The organism is Chryseobacterium aahli, assembly GCF_022699665.1.
In the GTDB taxonomy this organism is placed as follows: Bacteria; Bacteroidota; Bacteroidia; order Flavobacteriales; family Weeksellaceae; genus Chryseobacterium; species Chryseobacterium aahli.
In genome coordinates, this window is the sequence record NZ_JALDNB010000002.1 from 546,291 (window position 1) to 569,361 (window position 23,071).

A 23,071-nucleotide genomic window follows, 5' to 3' on the forward strand; every position below is an offset into this window, starting at 1 on the left:
ACCTAATGTAAAAAGACCTGTTGTCTGTAGTTGTTTTTCAGAATGCGGCTTCTGTTTTTTCTTTAAACACATTATTAAACTTTTCAGATTAATAAGATAATAAAAATCAAAAAAAAGAGACACTATATTGATAGCTGTCTCCTTTTTTCGATTTTAATCTTTTTTACAAATCAAAACATTCATCAGAATGAGCTTTCCACTATTCACTCACCAACGAATATGGTAACTTTGTTTCATTGACAAAGAATTCTTTAATAATTTTTCCTATACGAAGTCTATCGTAATCAGAAAGATTAGATCCGGATGGCAAACACAAACCATCATCAAATAATTTTTCTGCGACATTCGTTCCGTAGTATGGCGCATCAACAAACACAGGCTGTAGATGCATAGGCTTCCATAAAGGTCTCGACTCAATATTTTCGTTTAAAAAGGCAAGTCTTAAATCCTCACGGTTTTTTCCTACAATTCTTTCGTCAATAACGATTGCTGACAACCAATGATTGGAATAATAATCGTCGCTCGGTTCAGAAAAAACTTCAACACCTTCAATACCTTTGAAAATATCTATGTAGAAATCATTCATTTTTCTGCGTGCTTCTACCCTGTCTTTTAACACTTCCATCTGCCCCCGACCGATCCCGGCAATAATATTACTCATTCTGTAATTGTAACCGATTTGGGAATGCTGATAATGCGGAGCATCATCTCTTGCTTGGGTAGATAAGAAAATTGCTTGATCTTTATCTTCCTGAGTATGGCAAACCAATGCACCTCCTCCAGAGGTGGTGATAATTTTATTTCCATTGAAGGACAGAACTCCAAAACGCCCGAACGTTCCGCACGCTTTTCCCTTATATGTTGAGCCCAATGCTTCAGCAGCATCTTCAATTACACAAATACTGTGCTTTTTTGCAATTGCGATAATTTCGTCCATTTTTGCAGGCATGCCATACAAATGAACAACAATAATTGCTTTTGGTTTTTTGCCTTTAGATATTCTGTCTTCAATTGCTACTTCCAAAGCAATTGGGCACATATTCCAAGTATCCTTTTCAGAATCTATGAAAATAGGCGAAGCCCCACAATACGCAATTGGATTTGCAGAAGCTGAAAATGTCATGGTCTGACAAATCACTTCCGCACCAGATTCTACTCCACATGCAATTAATGCCAAATGCAAAGCCCCAGTACCGGAAGAAAGAGCAGCGACATTTACCTCACCGCTCAAGAAGTTTTCTAAGTCTTTTTCAAACCCGTTCACATTGGGACCTAATGGAGCTACCCAATTAGCATCAAAGGCTTCTTTTACGTATTTTGTTTCAGTTCCTCCCATGTGTGGCGAAGAGAGCCATATTTTTGAATTCATACTACTATATTACTAAATGATGTGATTTTTATTATTTTTCCAGGATTTCCTACAACTGTAGCACCATCAGGAATATCTCTTATAACTACCGAACCTGCACCTACGGTACACCATTTCCCAATGGTAATTCCCTCAATTACAGAAGCTCCCATACCGATATTTGTACCCAATCCCACAAAAACACCCCCAGCTAAAGCTGCATTTGGTGAGATATGCGTGAAATCTTCCAAAATACAATCATGGTCGATCGATGCATTGGTATTAACAATACAATGCTTACCAATTTTCACCTCAGAGTTTATTGTTGCCCCAGCCATTACCACAGTACCTTCTTCAATCTTAACTCTTTTAGAAATTACTGCTTTGGAATGAATTAATTTTTTAAAATTGAGATTCTTGTAATTGGCAGCAATCTTTTTTCTTATTTTATTGTTACCGATAGAAATGATTAATTCAACATTTTTGTTTGGAATTTCATGTAGAATATCATAATCTAAAAGCTGCCGCTTAGATAGATCAATATCAATAAAAGCATCAATCTCTACATTGACATCCTCTGCGATCTCTGCAATTACCTTTCCGTGCCCGCCTGCTCCGTATAAAAACATTATTTACTATTTAAATTAATTATTTCCCTTAAAAACTTCTACCGTAGCTTGATGCGCTTGGTTTATACCTTCTTTTTTTATTACTTTTTTAAAGTAAGGAACATCACTTTGCAATCTGTTGCAAAAAATACATTATCGATGTACCATAATATCTAATTTAAATTTCATCGTCCAGGAAATGGCATTTCTACCATTCAACTGCGCCCAGCCTGTAATTCCGGGGCGTATATTGTGTCTTTGTTTTTGAGATTCATTATATAAAGAAAGAGATAGCGTTGTAATACGTATTAATTTAGCTTTCAAAATCTGTAAGTATTTTATTTATCTTTTCTATTATATTTGAAATCGATTAATAAATTTCCTTTATATCTTTTGTGTATTTTTTTATTTTTTGATGACAAAGCATCATGTATCAAATAACAGCATCTATAATTCCTAATTTTGGGAATTTTTAAGATATTACATCAGATGTTACCAAGCAGTTTCAAAATCTCACCAAATTCGTATAGAATTTGGCTCTGAAATCAATACTGTTTCAATAATCTCAAAGAGATCAATAATTTTCCGTTCTTTCTTTGTGTGTGTTTTGTAGTAGTAATTCCTACCTTAATTCATAAATCATAATTATTGAAACTAATTATTGATTACACATCTATCATATTTTAGTTTTCAAATCTTACAAGAAAGCTTCTTATACTTTATAATTTATATGGAAATTTATAATGTCAGCCATCTCGCTTATTATAATCTCCACATCTGCTGCATCAAAAATCTTACCGTTTTCGCTTTTTTGTAAATAAATTTTGTTTATTTCTAATCAAAATTACATTATTAATATTAATAATTCACAATAAATAAATTATAAATCCGAATTAATTATCAATAACGCTTTATCTTTGATTATTGAATCATTAACAATTTTGCTAACATGTTATCGTTTTGTTAATGATTTGATTTTATAATTAGCCTCAACTGAAATATATCGCAAGAATTGTAGCCAACATTCATCAACTTGAATCCCATAATGTGCTATATACATATTCTATCTGAACTAATTATTTCCTTTGAAAGCCTCTACCGTAGCCTGTTGTGCCTGATTGATGCCTTCTTTTTTTATTACTTTTTTTAAAGTAAGAAACATTACCTTGCAATCTGTTGTAAACGATACATTATCGATGTACCATATATCTAATTCAAATTTCATCGTCCAGGAAATGGCATTTCTACCATTCACCTGTGCCCAGCCTGTAATTCCGGGGCGTATATTGTGTCTTCGTTTTTGAGATTCATTATATAAAGAAAGGTATTGTGGCAATAAAGGTCTCGGACCTATAAGCGACATGTCTCCTTTCAGCACATTAATTAATTGTGGAAGCTCATCCAGAGAAGTCTGACGTATAAAACTTCCAATTGGTGTTAATCTTTCCGAATCAGGCAGATAATTACCCTGTTTGTCTTTTTTGTCATTCATTGTCTTAAACTTGATGATATTGAATATCTTCTCATTTAAGCCCGGCCGTTTTTGTAAGAAAAAGGGTTTACCATCGTTCGCAAAATATAACCCAATCACTACGATGATAAATACAGGCGATAATATCACTAATCCCAAGAATGCAACAAAAAAATCAAAAGCCCTCTTCAAGTATTTTCTGTATAGCATATTATAATTAGCCTTTATTAATATTATCTGAAACACTTTCAATCACTTGTACAAATTGTTTGCATAAAATAGATTTATCATATACTGTTTCTGCCAACATCCTTGAATTGATACCCATCTCCGCTGAAATATCTGGATTACTCTTTAAAAACAATATTTTGTCTGCAAGTTCCTGTGGATTTTTCGGATTCACATAATATCCGCAACGATAGTCTTCAGCAATTGCTTTCGTCCATCCTGCTGAATTAACGATAATAGGCTTACCTGCCGAAAGAGAATCGAAAAGTTTATTTGGTGAATTGGTATAAAGGATCGGAAGATCTAAGAAAGAGATCAGAGAAACATCAGAAAAATTGACAATTTCTGAGACATCTTTCATGGGGAACTTCCCTAAAAATTTAACGTTCTCTAAATTATGTTTTTGCACTTCCTCTATAAGTTCTTGTTCTGTAGAACCTCCGCCAACAAATAAAAACTCTACATCCCCATGGTCTTTCAATAATCTGGCAGATTCAATGATTGTATGAGCACCGTTAGCTAAGCCCAACGAGCCAAAATGTACTACTTTAAAAGAATCTTTTTGAAGACCCAGTTTCTCCATGAGCAGATTATTTTTCTCTCTGGGCCAAAATTCATCCATCTTTGCCATATTGGGAATCATGGACGTCTTATCGATCGGAAGATATTGAAGAACTCCATCTTGCATTCCCGGTGACAAAGCAATGACATGGGATGCATTTTTATAGATTAGCTTTTCGAGCGAACGGGTCGCTTTAATCATCCACTTATTCTTAATGGCACCCATCTGAATAGGAACTTCCGGCCAGAGATCTCTTACTTCAAAAACAAAAGGTTTTTTCTTTAACCATTTTAAGACAAGTGCAGGAACGCCAATGGTTAGCGGTGTAGAAGTTGCAATTACTAAGTCAATATTCTTTTGCATCAGACCGATTTTCGAAGACTTATACATGAATTTCACGAAAGCTTTCAGCCTTCTCGTAATGCTCATGTTCTGGTCATATTCTTCTTTAAGATAAATTACTTCAATTCCATCTACATTGATTTCTTTGATTTCTTCTGCAAATTTAGTTGATGAAGTAAGCATCGTGACTTTATGTCCGTTTTTTATCAGTTCCTGGGCAAGCCAGTACGACCTGGTTCCCCCTGGTTCCTGTGGTGTAAGAAAATATTGATGAATGTATAGGATGTTCATTTTATTGTTGTATATATAGTTGTCGGTAAACTTCAGCTATTCTTTTCCAGTCATGATTTTTTGAAAATTTTTCTATACTAAAATTGTAGTGATTATAATTACTAAGTAAAAGTTGTATCTTATTTTCAATTTCACGCACGGATGTATTCTCAACTTTCTCACCTATCAGATCTTCGTACAATCCGTCTATTCCTTCATTCTTTGTATACAAGATGGGTAATCCTTGCAGGAGTGCCTCCATATATACGAGCCCGAACGTTTCGGCTTTAGATGGCATCGTAAAAATATCGCTCTTTTGGAAATATCTTTTTAATTCTGTAAGATCATCCACTCTTCCTACATAATTAAAACAGCTTTGATCTTTGATGGCACTGAGTACTCTTTTTTCTGAGTTCCCCTTTCCACCTATAAGCGTTAATACGAAATTGTTTGTACTATTTTTATTTAGGTTTTTAACAGCGTTCACAAGATTAACAACATTTTTACCTTTATCAAATTTCCCAATGTAAAGTAATTGAATTACATCTTTATTATCGATCTGCTTTCTGACTGAAACTTTTGAATCAATCCAGTAAGGGTCTACACCATTGGGAATAACAGTAATCTTATTTTTGATTTCTAAAATTATAGGTGCCAATCTTTTATCATCAGACATTCTGTTTTTATATACAGTTGATATGGTAATAATCTTATCAGCAGCTAAAAGTATCTCTCGTCCATAACTTCTTTCGTGCAAAAAATATTTTAGAAACAGGTTTAAATCGGTATTTCTTATGGCTACGATAAAAGGGATTTTATACTTTTTATGAAGCTCATATGCAACCCCTCCATCACTGTACCAAGTGTGGGCATGTATAAATCTGATTTTAGATAAATCTACTTTTGACTCTATATCACTAATGATTTTTTTTACTTTTTTCTGGTATAAGATACGATCTGCATATTTTGATAAAATATGGCGGTAAATTATTTCTGAGTGATCACTCTTTAGATCAATTTTATTTTTGTCTAAGCGAGCAGCTTCACGTACAGGCGTATAGACAATCTGTGATACATGCAGATCATCTAGATTTTTGACTAAATTTTTGTAAACGGTTGATCCCGAATAATCGTTTGTAATATGAAGAATCATTAAGGATAAATTGAGTTAAACTGCGACTCTAGAACTGAATTGTTTATCTTGTTCTGATAATTTGTTAAACTTTTTTCAAATAAAGGATATAAACTTTTATCATAATAAATAAGTTTCATCCAACCATCAGAAATCTTCCAGCCAGTATTTTTAACTGCATTTGATGAGGAACCATCTACATTGTCGGAAATAGAATTATTCTTTAATATTTTAATTTTTAAAGTATTTGCTAAATAAATGAAATTGAAATTTTCCCAGTTCTTATTTTTCAATTCCTTCGCTTTTAACAGATATAGTACAACATGATTACCGTGAGAAACATCTTGGATAATTGGATCGTAATTTTTGATACTTTTTAGTAGAGCACAAAATCTTTCAGGATAATTACTATTCCACACATAATACTTTACACCTTTTTCATCTTTAAGTTGTAATGCTGTACGTAATTGTTGATCAAACTGATTAGTAAAAGTCAGATAAGTTTGACTATTTTTAAAATCATATTTATTCAAATATAATGCAACAATAGCCCAATTTGCACCAGTATGAAGGTATTGATGAAACAGTAACGAGTAATCATTGTATTTGCTGAAGCTTTTATCTTTCCATTTATTGAAAGAATATTTGAGTCCATTCAATATTGAATTTTGATAATTTCCATATAAATTATTTTTAGAAATAATATCTAGAAATTCCCCGACGTATCTAAAAAAATACCCTTCAGAAATCTGATGTTCCTTTCCATTCACAACCGAATTTTGATTATTTATTGGTGCATTCATTTTCCAGTTATTATTAAAGTAACTCGTTTCTGTATTCTCTATTAAAATAGGCTTGATAATTGTTAAATTATTTTCTAAATAAGTTTTATCACCTGTTTTTACATACATGTTATTATTAGCATTTATAAAATAACCTAATGCCATAAAATCATAAGCATTTTTATTTTGAACAAATGATTTTATTTTTTGAAAGTTGTACTTTTTATTTGATTTAATTTCTTCGTTAAAGATCTTAACCTTTTGATCTTGTGCGTAACTAATATTATATATACTTAAGATGATAAGTAAGAGCACTCTGTGTAATAATCTCATAATTTTGCTTTTATAAAAGTTATATAAAATAGGTCAGTATCTAATTAGGATATTCTTTTAGTAACAATTTTTGGAAATAGAACTGATATAATGAATGAGAATTTTCTGTCGCAGAATATTGAGAGAGTAAGAAAATACACGCAAATAGTATTATAATTCCTACTAACAATAAAAAATTTTTTTCAATTATTTTCTTCTTATACAAATAGTATAAAAAGTACGAATACATAATCGGTTGAAATATATAAAAATATCTAAATGGGCGAGATAAAGAAATTGCACCATCTGGAAAAATATAGGTTGTTATAACTCCTAGAAAAAAGAAAAAATAGATTATTATAAATCGGTTGCTGTTGTAATATTTTTTCAGATTTGTGCTATACAAAATAATTATTAAATTTAATAATATTTTAAAGTATTTTGCAATACCAGAGCCTTCACTTTCTACAATTCCACTTACTAAACTACTCACACTATAACTATCATATAACCCATCTCCCAGTAAAGAAGTATAAAAATTTATAATTGGATCTAATTGTATAATAATACTCGAAAATAATAGCTTGAATATAAAGGCAGAAAAAAACAAAATTAATTGTAGTTTGACACTTTCAAAATAGTCTTTATTATTTGTTAAAATAGGGTAAAAAATAAACAAAATAATTGAGCTCCGATGAATCATAAATAAAGCTACGCATATAAGAAAATATACATATTTTTTTTTTATATCTATAAATCTAATAGCATATAACCATATACACATAGCAAGGGCTTGCCGAAGAACGTTCATCAAAAATAAAAAGTTACCATTGGTAAATAAGAAAAATATCAAAAAAGGAAATAAATATCTTTCATCTTTAAAGGCTAGAAAAAAAAATAGTATTTGTGTAAATGCGATAGCTGCAAAGAAAACAGTGTAATGTAAATTAAGATACCATCCAACGTCTGAAAATAAATTAAATAATATTTCGCCCTTACCAGAATAAGTCTTGTCTAAATAATTATATAAATATGAAAAATAGTCTGTGCCTACATCATATCTCATACCCATGACTACTGCAAAAACTATTAATGGAAAAATAATTTCGATATTCCAAAAAGATCTTCTTTCTATAATAATTTCACCATTAAAAGATTTATATTTATTTTCTTTCTTAGCTGCGTAAATTCCACATAGCATCATAAAAAGCATCAGAATAAGGTAAACGGAAATACTTTGTAAAAACATGAGCTATATTTTTTTATTTATTTTATTTTTGATCAATATTGATAAAGCAAATAAATTAAGAGAGATATTTAGTAAATTGATCTTTGAAGATGAGAGAAATATTTCTCCAACATTAATTTTAAACGTAAGTTCTTTTTTCAATTTTGAATTGAGAATGAAAAAATTCTTAAAAGAAAAACATCTTGAAAATGAATTATAAATTACAGAAATAGTTCTATATATGTTGTAGTGTAAAATGTTAATTGCCCCGACACTTAAATGAGGATTACTCGTTATATAAGAATTTATAAATTTAATATTATTCACCATATAAATCACTCTATCAAAAGTCCAGCTCCTTGATGCACTACCTTGCCTTTCATAAACATTATAAAAATTTATATCAGAAAAAGTAATTTTCTTAGCGAAGATTAACACCATTGAGAAGAAAATTGCATCTTCACCATTTTTTATATTTGGAGGAAAAACTATATTATTGTTAATCAAAAACTGTCTTTTATAAAAAGCTCCCCAAATACTCCCCCTAAAGTAGCCCCTATCAACAGCTAGTCTAACGCCATCGAAAGTTTCATCTACAAAAGATTCATTATATTCATATTTCTCTTTAATTATCCCCACCCCATCATTTATATGTGATCTAGCAACTACACATTCATAGTTTGACATATCTCTTGAACTAAAAATTTTATTTAAAGATTGCTTGTTAATGAAGTCATCTCCATCAATAAAACATATCCATTCGCCACAGGAGTTTTCAATCCCCATATTTCTAGCATTACTTACACCACTATTTTTTTGAGAAAATACTTTAATCCTACTATCTGCTAATGCATAGTGTTCACAAATAGACAATGATCTGTCAGTACTCCCATCATTTATTATGATAATTTCATAATCAGGGAAATCCTGAATTAGAATACTATCCAAACATCTAGATATATAATTCTCTAAGTTATATACGGGAACTATTATTGAGAGCTTCATAATTTGTTACTTGGAAAGTTCTTCTTTGATAAACGAATCTAAGACCTGAAATTGTTCTGTACTTTTATTTTTAAAATCTTTAATATCATAAAAATTTAAATCTATCTGCTCAAATAAATCGTTTGGCTGAATAGTTGAAAAGCTTTCTAAGCTAACAGTCTGTCCCTGATAGTCAATATCATTTAAAACATTTAACATTTTACTACTATAGGTAATGGGAAAAATTTTCTGATTGAAAATCATACTTAATATCATAGCATGAAATCTCCCACAATACATTTGTTCTATTGAAGAGTATATGTTTAAAAATTCATCTATATCACCATTATAAATAACTTTGTTTATATTTTTTTTATTATTCACCAAATCTAAAATCGAATCTATTGTACTACCATCACCTTGACCTTCACAGAAAGAAAATAAATAAATTTCGTAACCTTTATTATAATAAAATTCTATTAGCTCGGCATATTTTTTCATGTAATCAACACTATTAATACCATTTCTGGCGCGGACTACAGAAAAGCCAACAGATTTATTTCTTTTAATAACTTCAGAAAATTTTAATCCAAAAACTATATCTGGTTTACATCTAACGCTATCTAATGTTGAAAATAAATTGTAAGATAGATTTTCCCTAAAGCAAACATCCTGTGCCTTAGAAAAAATAGTTTTATAACCTTTAAAAAATTTTGGATCATTGTAGGGTCCAAAATTACATCCCAAATAGAACGTATTCTTACAGTATTGTTGAGCCAAATCATAATAAATCAAGCTGCTATAAACTGGTAACACCTTCTGTTGCATAAAAATTGAGCCTCCAATTGATATAAAAGCATCAAATTTGTAATCATGAACTCTAAAATTTTCAGAAAATCTTCTTTTTATTTTCTTTAAATATTTAGCTCGAAAAAAGTATCTTTCAACATGATTAAATGCTCTTTGAATCAATCCCGATTTAAATTTATAAGAGTCTTCTATAATCTCCAGATTATCAAAATTCTTAAAAATACTTTTGTATTGATTTGGCGCTGGGAGTACGAATTTTACTTCGGGATATCTGTCCAATAAAATTTTTAAAAAAAGATCATCTCCCAAATTCAAATTTGCATACAATTTTATTAATATTCTCATTTCTTTAAAGCTAAGTTTACATTATGATATTGTAAATCAATATCTATTGCTTCTTTATTGTTTTTTTTAAAAAAATTGCTTTTAAGAAATACTTTTCTTCCCGATGTAATCCTAAAGTCGCAATTAAAGGACAAATTATTATGAAAATAGTACATACTCTAAAGAGAAATACTACAAATTGATTATCCGTCTTAAATAATGGTATAAATAAAAAAATAATAACAATTGAAACTATTGATACAAAAAGAATTGGTAATAAAACTTTCGTTATGAATTCTTTTACACTTAGATTAATCATATTTTTTAAAAACCATATTCTGAAGAATAGTGTAATTATTGAAAGAATGATCATCAAATCAAAAACAATCATTGGTTTCATATTACATTCTTTAAGTAAAAAATAAGAAATAGGAAGATTTAAAAATAATAATGTTCCAACAATAATTTGGTAAAATTTTATTTTACCTGTTGCTTGCGCTCCAACCATTAATGGACCTGATATAGTATCTATCAATACATATATCAACACAAGTTTAACAAATATTGGAGTGTATTCGGGAATATTTTTCAACCATAGTTGCAAAATATAATCTATATTAAACCAAATTGGACAAATGATAATAAATAACAAAAAATACGACAATTTAGATGCTTTTATTATTAATCTGTGATTTTGTTTAAGATCTCCTTGTGCATATGTTTTTATTATCTGAGGATTGATTGCCAATTGAAAATTATTAACAAACAATTGTACAGCCATCTGTATCTGCGTTGTTATACCATATGCTGCATTTATTGTAGTTCCGAAAAACAAGTTTAATATAACATTACTCCCTTGGCCTCGCGCAACTACAGCCAAACTTCCAAATAAATTCCAACCAGAATACGTAAGTAGTTCTTTAAAATATTGCTTGTCATATTCAAATTGATACTTACTTTCAACAAAATTATTTCTACAGTAAAATTGATAAATCAATCTTATAATTAGAGCCACAAAAAAAGTTAGAATGGAAAAAGTGACTAGTTTATCGCTCCCAAAATAAATTAACACATAAACAATCGCTAATTTTAGAAAAGCTTCAACAATACTTACTATTGCATAAATCTTCATTTTTTCTCTTGCTTGCAGTAAAGCATCATACGGTACTTGTAAGATATTTATTAAGAACGTTAAAACCGAAAATTGATAAACAACCTGAACTGCAAATAGACGATTCTCGGGAAAAACCATTTTATTTGTTAAATACCATAAACCAATAGTTTCGGCCAAGATAAGTACTACAATAGCTATTATAAAATGAATTGTTAAAGTAGCACTAAAAGTTTTTTTTAGTCGTTCAAAATCACCTTTTCCAATATCAAATGATAAATACCTGCGTGTCGCATTGGCCATAGCCCCCCTAAAAAAAGAAAGCATAGATACAATACCTCCAACTAAACTGTAAATTCCGTAATCTGAGACTCCAAGTTGATCCAATACAATTCTAGATGTATATAATGTTACACCCAAGATAAAAAACATCCTTAGATATAAAAATGCTGTATTTTTTGCTATGCTGTTTATATTTGACACCTACTATATTCTTTCAATCATTACCAAATAAATCCCTTGTATACACTTTATCCTGTACATCTGCTAATTCGGGAGCATTACGATTAGAGATGATTACATCACATTCTAATTTAAACTTTTCCAAATCTCTGACAACTTTTGACCCATAAAAAGTTTCCTCTTCCAAAACAGGTTCATACACTTCAACTTCAATACCTTTTGCCTTGATTCGTTTCATGACTCCTTGTATCGCTGAAGCCCTAAAATTATCAGAACCTGATTTCATAATCAATCGATAAACACCCACCTTTTTGGGCTTTCTTTCTAAAATAGAATCGGCTATAAAATCTTTACGTGTACGGTTTGCATCTACAATTGCCTGAATAATATTATTGGGTACAGTATCATAATTAGCTAATAATTGTTTTGTGTCTTTAGGTAAACAATACCCGCCATATCCAAAAGAAGGGTTGTTGTAATGAGATCCAATACGCTGATCCAGACCTACTCCTTCAATGATTTGTCTGCTGTCTAAATTATGAATTTGTGCATAACTGTCTAATTCATTAAAATAAGCAACACGTAAAGCTAAATAGGTATTTGAAAATAACTTAATTGCTTCCGCTTCTGTAGGATTGGTAAATAAAATCGAAATATCATCTTTTATTGCTCCTTCTTTCAACAAATCAACAAACACTTTAGCTCTTTCACTTTGCTCACCAATAATAATTCGGGAAGGATATAAATTGTCATACAACGCTTTACCTTCTCTTAAAAATTCAGGAGAGAAAATAATATTATCAAATTCTAATCTCTTTTTTAAGTCTTCCGTGAAACCAACAGGCACTGTAGACTTAATGATGATTATAGCACTAGGATTATGTTGCTTAACATCTTTTACAACAGACTCTACACTATTTGTATTAAAATAGTTAGTTTTAGTATCATAATCAGTTGGTGTTGCAACGATCACAAAATCTGCATTTTCAAAAGCATCTTTAACATCCAAAGTTGCTCTGAAATTAAGATCTTTGTTTGTCAAAAAATCTATTATTTCACCATCCTCAATAGGTGATATTTTTGCATTAAGCATATCAATCTTTTCTGCAACTATATCTACTGCCACAACTTCGTTGTTTTGTGCTAATAGAACAGCATTCGATAAGCCTACATAACCTGTGCCTACGACGGCAATTTTCATTTGTCTATTCATGCTTCTACAGGCGGTTATCACATTCTTCCAAAATTCCTTTTACATCATACACAACACCCCCATCTTTCAATAATAGCTTTAAATCTAAATCTAAAAACTCTTGATGAGCTACCGTAAGAACGATTGCGTCAAATTTATCTTTGATCTCATCTAGAGAATTGATTGACCGAAATCCATATTCATGCTGTACTTCATCAGGATTTGCCCAGGGATCAAATGTGGTCACTTCAAAATCAAAATCTTCTAAGCTTTTAATGACGTCAGCAGCTTTTGTATTCCTTACATCAGGACAATTCTCTTTGAAAGTGATGCCGAGATTAAGAATTTTTGCTCCATAAATATTGACTCCTTTCTTGATCATTGTTCTTACGACCTGAGACGCTACAAAAGATCCCATAGAATCGTTCAGCCTTCTTGCCGTCAAAATCAGTTCCGAATAATAACCAACATCCTGAGCTTTCTGTGCCAGATAAAATGGATCGACCCCAATACAATGCCCACCGACTAATCCTGGTTTGAATGGTAAAAAATTCCATTTAGTACCGGCGGCTTCAAGAACTGCATGGGTATCAATATCCAGAAGATTAAATATTTTTGCCAACTCGTTAACAAATGCTATATTGATATCACGTTGGGAATTTTCAATCACTTTAGATGCTTCTGCTACCTTAATGGTTGGAGCTAAATGCGTCCCCGCTGTAATGACTGACTTGTATAATTCATCGACATATGTACCGATTTCAGGAGTAGAACCTGACGTCACTTTTAAGATCTTATCTACTGTACGTGTTTTATCGCCTGGATTGATTCGCTCAGGAGAGTATCCTGCGAAAAAGTCTACATTAAATTTTAGGCCTGAAACTTTTTCCAGAACAGGGATACATTCTTCTTCCGTCACTCCAGGATAAACCGTAGACTCATAGATCACGACATCCCCTTTTTTAAGTACTTTTCCAACGGTTTCTGACGCTCTGTATAAAGGCGTTAGATCAGGGCGATTATGCTTATCAACAGGAGTAGGAACGGTAACGATATAAATATTTGCTTCTTTAATGTCTTCAGAATTGGAAGAACAATACAATCCTTTCTTATTTTCGATAGTATTTGTAGAAACATTTGAAGAACTTTCCGCATTTTCAGAAGAACCAAACGGATTTTCTCCTACCAAAACAGCTTCGAGTATATCATCTTCCACTTCAAATGTAGAATCCTTTCCTGCATTAATCTCTTTAATTCGACGTTGGTTGATATCAAACCCTACAACAGAATATTTTGTAGCAAACAAACGAGCCAAAGGTAAACCTACGTACCCTAAGCCAATGATGCTGATTTTAATTTCTTTATCCATTTTAGTATACAATATTTGCTCATTATGCAATTACATAAATTGTAAGCCTTACATTAATTATTTTTTGAAAATTTTGGTCCACCATCTTTTTTCTTGATCACTACTGTAGCCATAGCCGTAACCATAATTGTATCCATAGCCGTAACCTCCTGCATTTTTAGAAACATCATTGATAACAAAAGAAACATTTTTAACTTTGGATTCTTTAACAAGATTATTTGCAAAATCTACAAGCACATTTCTTGAAATACCCGATCTAATAACATATAATGTAGCATCTGCAACATCAGCAATACTGAGGGTATCTGAAACCAGCATCAAAGGTGCAGAATCAATGATTATATATTCATATTGAGAAGATAATTTCTCAATCAGCTTCTGGTATCGACCATTAGAAAGGAGCTCTTGTGGATTAGGAGGAATTGTACCCGCATAAATAACATCACAATATGAATTGGTGTCTGAGGTATGGATAAGATTATCCACATCTACTGTATCATCATACAGATATTCCGTTAATCCTTTTCGCTTGATAGGCTCGCTGTCATATCGTTGAATCTGTGGATTTCTAACATCGGAACCAATCAATAAACTTCTTCCGTTTTTATTTCCCAAGGTCAAAGCTAGATTTACTGAAACGAGTGTTTTACCCTCACCTTTTACAGAAGATGTGACCATGATAACTTTTGCAGAATCTTTTGTAGGAAGTACAAATTTAAGATTAGACACGAGAATCCTGAAGGACTCGGCCAATTCTGAAAAATCATTCTGCTGTACCAAATGAAAATCATTTGATTTTAATGAAGGTATATCTGCTAGTATACCTAGTGATGATTTAGCTTTGATATCATCTCGGTTATAAATCTTATCATCCCACACAAAATACGAGTATATTACTAAAAAAGGAATAACTAAACCTAGAAGTAGAGCCGCTAAAAAAATAATAATCTTATTCGGTGAAACTGGAGCGTCTTTTGTAAAAGCGGGATTTACAATTTTCGCTTTAGGAACATTGATTGATAAATTAATTGCATTTTCTTCTCTTTTCTGTAATAGAAAAAGAAAAAGCTGCTCTTTCAGAGTTTGCTGACGTTCTATTCCTCTGTATATTTTGGTTTGACCGGGAACTTTATTCATCAACCCATTGCTCGAAGAAATTTCACCATTTAATTTCGCGATAGATGTCTGCACGGACTGTTTTTGCTCACGGATATTATCTTGTACAATTTCTTTCAGGGAAGCAATTTCCCTATTCATTTCCACTACAGCAGGGTTTTCATTTGTTGCCTGCTTAAGTGTTTTATTTCTGATGATCAAAAGGTCGTTATACTTTGTAATAGCACCTTCCAGTGAAGGGCTGAGTCCAAGATTGGATGGCATCAGCTGGTTGTTTCTGTTTCCAGACGCTTCTGCCGTCAGCGAATTGAGCAGATCCAGCTGAGTTTGCTGCTGTAACAGCACTTTCGTGTTTTCACTCGTATTCTGTAACGCTAGCTGTGCCTGTGCCTGAAGATCAAAAATTCGGTTGCTGTCCTGAAAATCTTCTTTCTGATTTTCAACCCCCGAAAGATCACGTGTAATCACTTCCAGCCTTTTATCAATAAAATCCTGAGTATTCTTTGACTGCATATTCTTGTCTCGAAGACCATCCAGATTATACTGCTTGGTTACTTCGTTAAGAATAGCCTCAGATTTCTCTGGAACTCCACCAGCCAGACTTATATTTATAAGCATCGCTTTTGGATCGGGAAGCTCCACCTTCAATTTCTCTTCTAGCTTTTTAACCCTCTCCACCTGATTCCAAAAAACTATTATGTATTTTGATTTAAAAGGAATTGCATTATTTTTATTGAAAATAACAGTTCCGAAATCCAATTTTACAGGAACGTTATAAGAACCTTTGATAGTTCCATATTTTTCATTCCAAAGAACAAATGTTGTATTATCACTCTTTTTGATCAGATACTCTGAAGATACAAATTTTTTAGCCGGCTTTTCATTGTAAGCAATAATTTTAGCCGTGACAGGTAAATCCGTAAACAATTCTGAATCTTTGATTTCACCACCGCTAAAATATTGGACACTTAGGTTTAAATTTTTCACCACTTCTAATAGAATTGGTCTAGAAGTGATTACTGCAACTTCACTCTTTAATTCATCCGCATTTCCAAGACCTATTCCCAAATTATCAAGATCGGATAATGCTGAAGTTATATCTGTCTGCTTCTTATCAAATTTTAGTGTAGTAGTAGACTGATATTGAGGAACTGTATATCTAATATACAGATATGCGGCTATCATAAAGAATAAAACCGATAAGGTGAACCAAGGCCATCTTCGAAGGTATTTTCCTAGAATTTTTTTCAGATCAAAAGCCTCTTCATCTTTATCATTAAATTTTGTCTGTTGCATATTTATATTATCTTGTTAAAGCAATGATAAGAGTTCCTGCTGTCAATAATGCACCAATGATCTGGAATGTCAATGCTCTGTTCGGATTTGAATTTGCCTGCACTTGTTTATTTTTGTCTGGCTGTACATAAAGCACATCGTTTTGCTTCATATAATAATAGGGTGAACTCACTATATCTTCCCTTGACATATCTAAATTGATTACTTGTTCAGCTCCGTCATCGCCCGTTCGGATAATTTTTACATTTTTTCGATCTCCAAAATCCGTCATATCGCCTGCAAGACTTAATGCCTGAAATACATTGAGCTTCTGCGATACACTCTGTTTCTGTCCTGGTATTTTAACTTCTCCGATAATGCTAACATTGAAGTTTTTCAAGGTTACGGTCACCAAAGGATCTAATAGATATCTTTTGAGACGCATTTCAATATCATCTTTAAGCTGTATTTGGGTCATCCCTTTCGCATAGACGTTTCCTAAAACAGGAAAGTTGATATACCCTTCATCATTGACAAGGTATTCACTAGGTTGTACATATTGATTAATTCCCGTTTGAGATTCACTTCCTACTTTATTTACTGTGTTAAGATTAAAAGGTTTTACTGCGATTTCATCTAGTGCTGAAACAAGGATCAAAAGTACATCCCCTTGTTGTATTTGCAGACCCAAAAATTTTGCTTGCACAACTTCCTGTTCCATATTATGTTGTGATGACATGTAAACCATATTCTGTTTTGGTTTACAGGATAATAAAGTAACCGATAACAGGATTAAGTACGTAATAATTGTAGTTTTCTTCATATGTTATTTAACCTTCTGGAGTTAACACTCAATTTCATTAAATTAATTTAGTGTAAATGAGCAAACTCCGTATATTTTGCTATTTTTTAGAAATTTCACTTATTTGTGAAATTTGCACTATTGTAATATATTATTTTAAGAACAATTCTTTTCGTATCAATTTTCATTCCGTTTTAGAGCTACAAATTAAACATATTCGTTTATTAATGGTTATTCTTTAATATAATTTAAACTATGTTATTGATAACCTTCATGTTCAGGGATCTTATCTAAAATTTCAAATTCTGAATTATTACTTATAAATTCAGGTACTATAACCTTTAATAATTTAACCACCTGCAATCCATCTTTTTTTATAGTTGATCTTATAATTTGTTTGCATAAGAACTCTATATCGTCAAATTCCATTAATGGATCTTTTGATATCATGATTTTTTCATGATGTGTTGGGACAGTTGTCGAATGATTGGTTAATAGTTCCTCGTAAAGCTTTTCGCCGGGTCTTAAGCCGATGAAATCAATTTTTATATCAACATCCGGAGTATACCCTGATAATTTTATCATTTTTTTCGCTAAATCCAAAATTTTAATTGGTTTACCCATATCAAAAACATAGATCTCACCTCCCTCTCCCATTGTTCCGGCCTGAAGAACTAGCTCACAAGCTTCTGGTATAGTCATAAAATAACGAATGATATCAGGATGAGTAATTGTAACAGGACCTCCTTTCGCAATCTGTTTCCTGAAATGTGGTATCACCGAACCATTCGACCCTAAAACATTTCCAAAACGAGTTGTAATAAATTTTGTTTGATTACCGTATGAATTCTGTAAAGACTGTACAAAAAGTTCCGCCGTTCTTTTCGAAGCTCCCATTACATTGGTAGGATTTACAGCCTTATCCGTAGAAACCATTACAAAACGGTCGACAATATATTTTTTTGATAATAGCGCTAAATTTCTTGTTCCTGCAACATTTACAAAAATAGCTTCATGTGGATTATCTTCTATTAAAGGTACATGTTTATATGCAGCGGCATGATAAACTATTGAAAAGTCATACTCTTCGAATAGTTTCTCAAGTCTGTAAACATTTGAAATATCAGCCAATATAAATTTGAATCTTTGATTTGGGAATTTCTCTAACAACTCAAGCTTCAGTTCATGCAAAGGAGATTCAGCCTGATCAACTACAACAATAATTGATGCGTTTAACAAAGCAACTTGTCTTACAATTTCACTTCCTATCGAGCCAGCACCACCCGTTACTAAAATGCTTTTACCAAAATGATAGTTACTAACACCTTCTCTTTCAATTGCTATGGGTGTACGTTCAAGTAAATCTTCAATCTGAATGGGGCGAATATCTCCTATTATACTACCTTCATGAGTATTATTAATTACAGGCACCTTTAACACCTTTAGCCCTTTACTTAATGCAAAATTCGTCCATTCTTCCATTTCAAAATTTAACATACAACCTTTTAAGAGCACTGCATCAAACTGTTTGCTTAGATTATTGATTTTAAGAAACTCTCTTTTATTATAAATCTTATACCCTAGCAAGATTGCTTTTTTAGAAGTAGATTCTGTATTAACAAATCCTTTTAATTGATAAGGATGCGTGGGATTGTGAATAATAGCATTTCCTAAAGATACAGATTCACCCTCTATACCTATGACCACAATCCTTATTTTGGACGAAGCCTCTTTAGGAACCATGAATATCTTAAATATCCGCTTGACCATCATTCTAAAGAAAAACATTAGAAAAACAGATATAAAAAAAAATAAAAAAAGCTCGTGATACAAATCTAAAAAAATACCCAATATCAATTTTGACATAAAATCTATTGCCAGCATTGCGATCATAGTACAGCTTGACGACCATACAATCTTAAAAAAGTCAAAAAAAGTAGAATACCTTATAATGCCCGCATATGTTTTAAACACCAGCATAAATAAAATATTTACAGCAACAGTTAGAAATATCTTTTGGTTCTGATATTCACTAAAATTTGTTACTACATCAAGATTTTCTAAAAACAGATGTGAGACTAAGATTGAAAAAGAAACAATTGAAACGTCGATAAAAAAAACCAGCCATCTAGGCACATACCTTAACTCCCTGATTCTAAATACATTCTCCATACTACAAAAGGCTTATTGATACATTATTTCATGCAATAATAGATTTTTCATCAATTGTAAGCAAAGATAAATAATTATTATTAATTTATCCGCTTATTTTTTTTATTTCCACACTATATGATTTTTTTGTATAAGAAGTTATTGATGTATTTTATTACTTTGAATTAAAAAAAATTCAAAGTAACCTTTTATTTTGGTTGAATTTGATAAAAAGCTACTTTCTGCAAGATGTACAATAGTTAAACTGCCTAGTGGTCGGGTTTTCCAAAATTTTTTGTGACCTATTTTGCGATTTTCGGCATTGGTCAGTAAAAAGGTCATAAAAATCGTGACCTATTTTGATTTTTTTTGACTCTAGCGCAAAACAAAAAACGCTGTAAACATTGATTTTTACAGCGTTTTAGCTTATTTTAGTTCCCCAATTGGCGGAGAGAGAGGGATTCGAACCTATCTTAAAAAACTCCTATCAAATCTATTTTTTTTAAACTGTAAATTCATCCATGCCACGATTTTGCCATAAAACCATATAGGTTTTCCTACAAATATTTTTATTTTCAAATAACAGACATTGAGCAAATAATAATTCTTAAGCTAACTTATGTAATCTTCCCAATTTCCATAATCGATATTTTAGCATAAAAATATTCGGCAGTTTTAAAAAATAGGAACTCAAAAATTAAAGAAGAATAAAAAATTAAATAGTCACATTTCTTTTTTTTAACGGAATTAATCAATTTATTTTTATTTTTCCTAATTGTGGAATATTGATGCAATTACTATATTCAGATATAATGTAGATTTCTAATATTTAAAAATTGAACTGCATTCGAGAAAAGAGAGGACATTCAATACCAATTCAAATAAGTTGAGCTATTTAAGATTACTTTCGACCATAATAATTTAGAATAATAATAATAATAATAATAATAATAATAATAATAATAATTATGCAGGGAGAAGATGATTTGAGAGGTTTAGCCAAAATAATGGGATTTATGAGAGCAGTAAGTATTCTGCTGGTCTAATGCATTTTTATTGGTTTTGTTATGCCTTCTTCCTGGAGCATGGATGGGTTTTAGAAATTATTAGTAAGATATTATCGAATTTTCAGAAAACAGCAGGATTATTTTCTCATCCTTTATACACTAAAATCTTTGCAGTAGTTCTTTTGGCATTAAGCTGTTGGGGAATAAAAGGTGTCAAAAATGAAAAAATTACCTGGAAAAAGATAGATACTACATTAGTAATTGGCATATTACTTTTCTTTTTTAACGGACTACTAATCAGATTCTTATTTAAATATTCTATTTTTTTATACATAATAACTGTACGTCTTCAAACCAACTTAGACATTTTAGTTTAAATCCTTAAGGAGGATTTTCGATTTATAAACTTACAACTTTTTGCTGACGATTTACATTCATTAATGTTTTAGGTTGTTAGTTTTTTAATGCTGGAAAATTATCACAACACGATTTTCCAAATATATCAAAAATAATTGTTTCATAATTACGGGATGTCACAATTATAATAATTCGTTCAAGAGTTAAGCAAAATCCTTACTTTTTACGTCAAATAAATACCACTTTCAGGTGATTTTATATGTGATTAATAATTTTTATTTTTACAAAAAACTATTAATCATGAGAAAATTTCTATTTATTTTATCTTTTATTTTCAGTAATCTATTGTTTGGACAAGATGAAGGTAGTCTAAGAAAGTTTGCAAAGAAAAATAAAGATCTACTATCGCTAAATGCTATAGTTGCGGACAAAACATATTATTCACAAGCAATTTTAGAATACCAAATTGTAAAAAAATTAATTGATCTTGATAGTAAATCTGATATAATTAAAAAAGATTTTATTTTAAAAGATAGTAAGACTAATGATTTAAAAGTAATTAACCGTTTAGTAAATCAAATGACAGTTTTACCAAATCTATTGCAAAGCGATTACGACAGTATTCAAATAAAAAATTGTAAGTATGTAATTCCTGAAAGAATAGATGATTTAAAAAGTGGTTTTCAATTTAGGCACTATCTTTTTAGGGGTGAAAATACAACAGCACTGCAGGCCTTTGGAATTATCAGCAACGAATTCAGTAAGAAAGACCTATATGTTGTCATCGACTACATACAATATCAAGATTGTGGATGTTCAAATTTACCAACAGTTAGATACGCTGTCGGTATTAGATCAGAATTTAAAATATCTGGAATGACATTAAATAAAGATAACGATGAAAATTCAAAAAATCTTAATATAGAAAAGTTAGCTGCAAGTGTTCAGTTTGATAAATTAAAAGTTGACATTTCCATGAAAACAATAGGAATAACAGGAAAACCTGCCAGACTCAATATCCCGACAAATACTTCTTTTAATGTTCAAACCTACGGTGAATATGTTAAGGTTATAGACTTTATTCGTAACACACTTGATTCAAACGAGGTAACCATTCAACCAGAAATAATACCTGTAATGGACGCTTACAGAACATCTATTGCAGATATTAACACTATGGCTTTTGAAGAACTCTTTGAAATAAGAAATCGATATGATGAATATGCAAGCAAGCTTTCTAAATTAAAAAAGAAGGAAAATTATGATGAAATCTCAGCAGAAATCAGTAATATCTTACAGAAATCATTATTAGAAGAAATTAGGAGCAAAAACGAAAAAAACATCCAACTCACTATGTTAGATACTAATTTAAAAGATTTGAAAAGATATGTAAAAATTATAGACTTTTTGTCCTTAAATCGTGTCAGTAATAAGATTGAGGTGAAAAACGAAGATAAATACTCCACCTTAAATGAGAAATATAATAATGCAATATCTCTTCTTATAAACAAAGAATCAGAAAAGGCAAAAATTATTCTAGAAGAAATATTTAAAGAAAAAAGGGATTACGGTAATGTTCAAGAAATATTAAATCTCATCAAAAATGGTGAAAACAAACCTATTAATGATACTATTTTAAAAGAATTCTCATGGTTGATATCTAATGATAATGTACAAAAACTTAAAAAAAGTGAAAAAAAGTAGATATTTAATTTCCATACGACGGACGAATAGTTTATAAATAGTTATACTCTCCAAAGTCTCGGACTTTGGAGTTTTATTTTAGCCAATTTATTATATTTGTAGTAACTAAGAGCCAAAAAAAAAC

Annotated in this window: 16 protein-coding genes and 2 pseudogenes; 2 read left to right on the top strand and 16 right to left on the bottom strand. The window is 31.0% G+C overall.

Features of this window, described 5'->3' with window-relative positions:
- Positions 1 to 199: 199 nt before the first annotated feature.
- From MQX03_RS04700 to MQX03_RS04775, 16 genes and pseudogenes are all read right to left on the bottom strand, one after another.
- On the bottom strand, positions 200 to 1,369 hold the full coding sequence (locus MQX03_RS04700; RefSeq protein WP_242801852.1) for an aminotransferase class I/II-fold pyridoxal phosphate-dependent enzyme: 1,170 nt from the start codon (positions 1,367 to 1,369) through the stop codon (positions 200 to 202).
- On the bottom strand, positions 1,366 to 1,977 hold the full coding sequence (locus MQX03_RS04705) for an acetyltransferase (protein ID WP_229984675.1): 612 nt from the start codon (positions 1,975 to 1,977) through the stop codon (positions 1,366 to 1,368). The genes MQX03_RS04700 and MQX03_RS04705 overlap by 4 nt, the downstream gene beginning before the upstream one ends.
- A gap of 15 nt (positions 1,978 to 1,992) precedes the next feature.
- Positions 1,993 to 2,244: pseudogene (locus tag MQX03_RS04710) on the bottom strand (sugar transferase); the annotation flags it as partial.
- A 784-nt stretch (positions 2,245 to 3,028) separates the two neighbouring features.
- Entirely contained in the window at positions 3,029 to 3,637 is a 609-nt protein-coding gene (locus tag MQX03_RS04715) for a sugar transferase (protein ID WP_242801853.1), read from the bottom strand.
- Between the two features lie 7 nt (positions 3,638 to 3,644).
- Positions 3,645 to 4,850 (bottom strand): glycosyltransferase family 4 protein, encoded by a 1,206-nt coding sequence (locus MQX03_RS04720; protein ID WP_242801854.1) that lies wholly within the window; start codon positions 4,848 to 4,850, stop codon positions 3,645 to 3,647.
- 1 nt (position 4,851) lies between these two features.
- Entirely contained in the window at positions 4,852 to 5,982 is a 1,131-nt protein-coding gene (locus MQX03_RS04725; protein WP_242801855.1) for a glycosyltransferase family 4 protein, read from the bottom strand.
- Positions 5,982 to 7,076: a hypothetical protein gene (locus tag MQX03_RS04730; RefSeq protein WP_242801856.1), complete on the bottom strand. Its 1,095-nt coding sequence runs from the start codon at positions 7,074 to 7,076 to the stop codon at positions 5,982 to 5,984. The genes MQX03_RS04725 and MQX03_RS04730 overlap by 1 nt, the downstream gene beginning before the upstream one ends.
- A gap of 40 nt (positions 7,077 to 7,116) precedes the next feature.
- A complete protein-coding gene (locus MQX03_RS04735) occupies positions 7,117 to 8,304 on the bottom strand; it encodes an EpsG family protein (RefSeq protein ID WP_242801857.1) in 1,188 nt (395 codons plus the stop codon).
- A 3-nt stretch (positions 8,305 to 8,307) separates the two neighbouring features.
- Complete coding sequence (locus MQX03_RS04740) at positions 8,308 to 9,288, bottom strand: glycosyltransferase family 2 protein (protein WP_242801858.1); 981 nt, start codon at positions 9,286 to 9,288, stop codon at positions 8,308 to 8,310.
- Positions 9,289 to 9,294: 6 nt separating this feature from the next.
- On the bottom strand, positions 9,295 to 10,422 hold the full coding sequence (locus MQX03_RS04745) for a polysaccharide pyruvyl transferase family protein (protein ID WP_242801859.1): 1,128 nt from the start codon (positions 10,420 to 10,422) through the stop codon (positions 9,295 to 9,297).
- A gap of 43 nt (positions 10,423 to 10,465) precedes the next feature.
- The gene (locus tag MQX03_RS04750; RefSeq protein WP_242801860.1) at positions 10,466 to 11,995 is read right to left on the bottom strand and encodes a lipopolysaccharide biosynthesis protein; all 1,530 of its coding nucleotides are present in this window, start codon (positions 11,993 to 11,995) and stop codon (positions 10,466 to 10,468) included.
- Positions 11,996 to 12,008: 13 nt separating this feature from the next.
- On the bottom strand, positions 12,009 to 13,187 hold the full coding sequence (locus MQX03_RS04755) for a nucleotide sugar dehydrogenase (protein WP_394801735.1): 1,179 nt from the start codon (positions 13,185 to 13,187) through the stop codon (positions 12,009 to 12,011).
- A 4-nt stretch (positions 13,188 to 13,191) separates the two neighbouring features.
- Positions 13,192 to 14,535, bottom strand: a complete 1,344-nt coding sequence (locus MQX03_RS04760; RefSeq protein WP_242801861.1) for a nucleotide sugar dehydrogenase — start codon at positions 14,533 to 14,535, stop codon at positions 13,192 to 13,194.
- Positions 14,536 to 14,592: 57 nt separating this feature from the next.
- Positions 14,593 to 16,947: a GumC family protein gene (locus MQX03_RS04765; protein ID WP_242801862.1), complete on the bottom strand. Its 2,355-nt coding sequence runs from the start codon at positions 16,945 to 16,947 to the stop codon at positions 14,593 to 14,595.
- A 7-nt stretch (positions 16,948 to 16,954) separates the two neighbouring features.
- A complete protein-coding gene (locus MQX03_RS04770) occupies positions 16,955 to 17,749 on the bottom strand; it encodes a polysaccharide biosynthesis/export family protein (RefSeq protein WP_242801863.1) in 795 nt (264 codons plus the stop codon).
- A gap of 237 nt (positions 17,750 to 17,986) precedes the next feature.
- Positions 17,987 to 19,900: a polysaccharide biosynthesis protein gene (locus MQX03_RS04775; RefSeq protein WP_242801864.1), complete on the bottom strand. Its 1,914-nt coding sequence runs from the start codon at positions 19,898 to 19,900 to the stop codon at positions 17,987 to 17,989.
- A gap of 947 nt (positions 19,901 to 20,847) precedes the next feature.
- Here MQX03_RS04775 and MQX03_RS04780 point away from each other — a divergent pair.
- Both MQX03_RS04780 and MQX03_RS04785 read left to right on the top strand, forming a co-directional pair.
- Positions 20,848 to 21,227: pseudogene (locus MQX03_RS04780) on the top strand (YWFCY domain-containing protein); the annotation flags it as partial.
- Between the two features lie 316 nt (positions 21,228 to 21,543).
- A complete protein-coding gene (locus tag MQX03_RS04785; protein WP_242801865.1) occupies positions 21,544 to 22,947 on the top strand; it encodes a transposase in 1,404 nt (467 codons plus the stop codon).
- Positions 22,948 to 23,071: the final 124 nt, after the last annotated feature.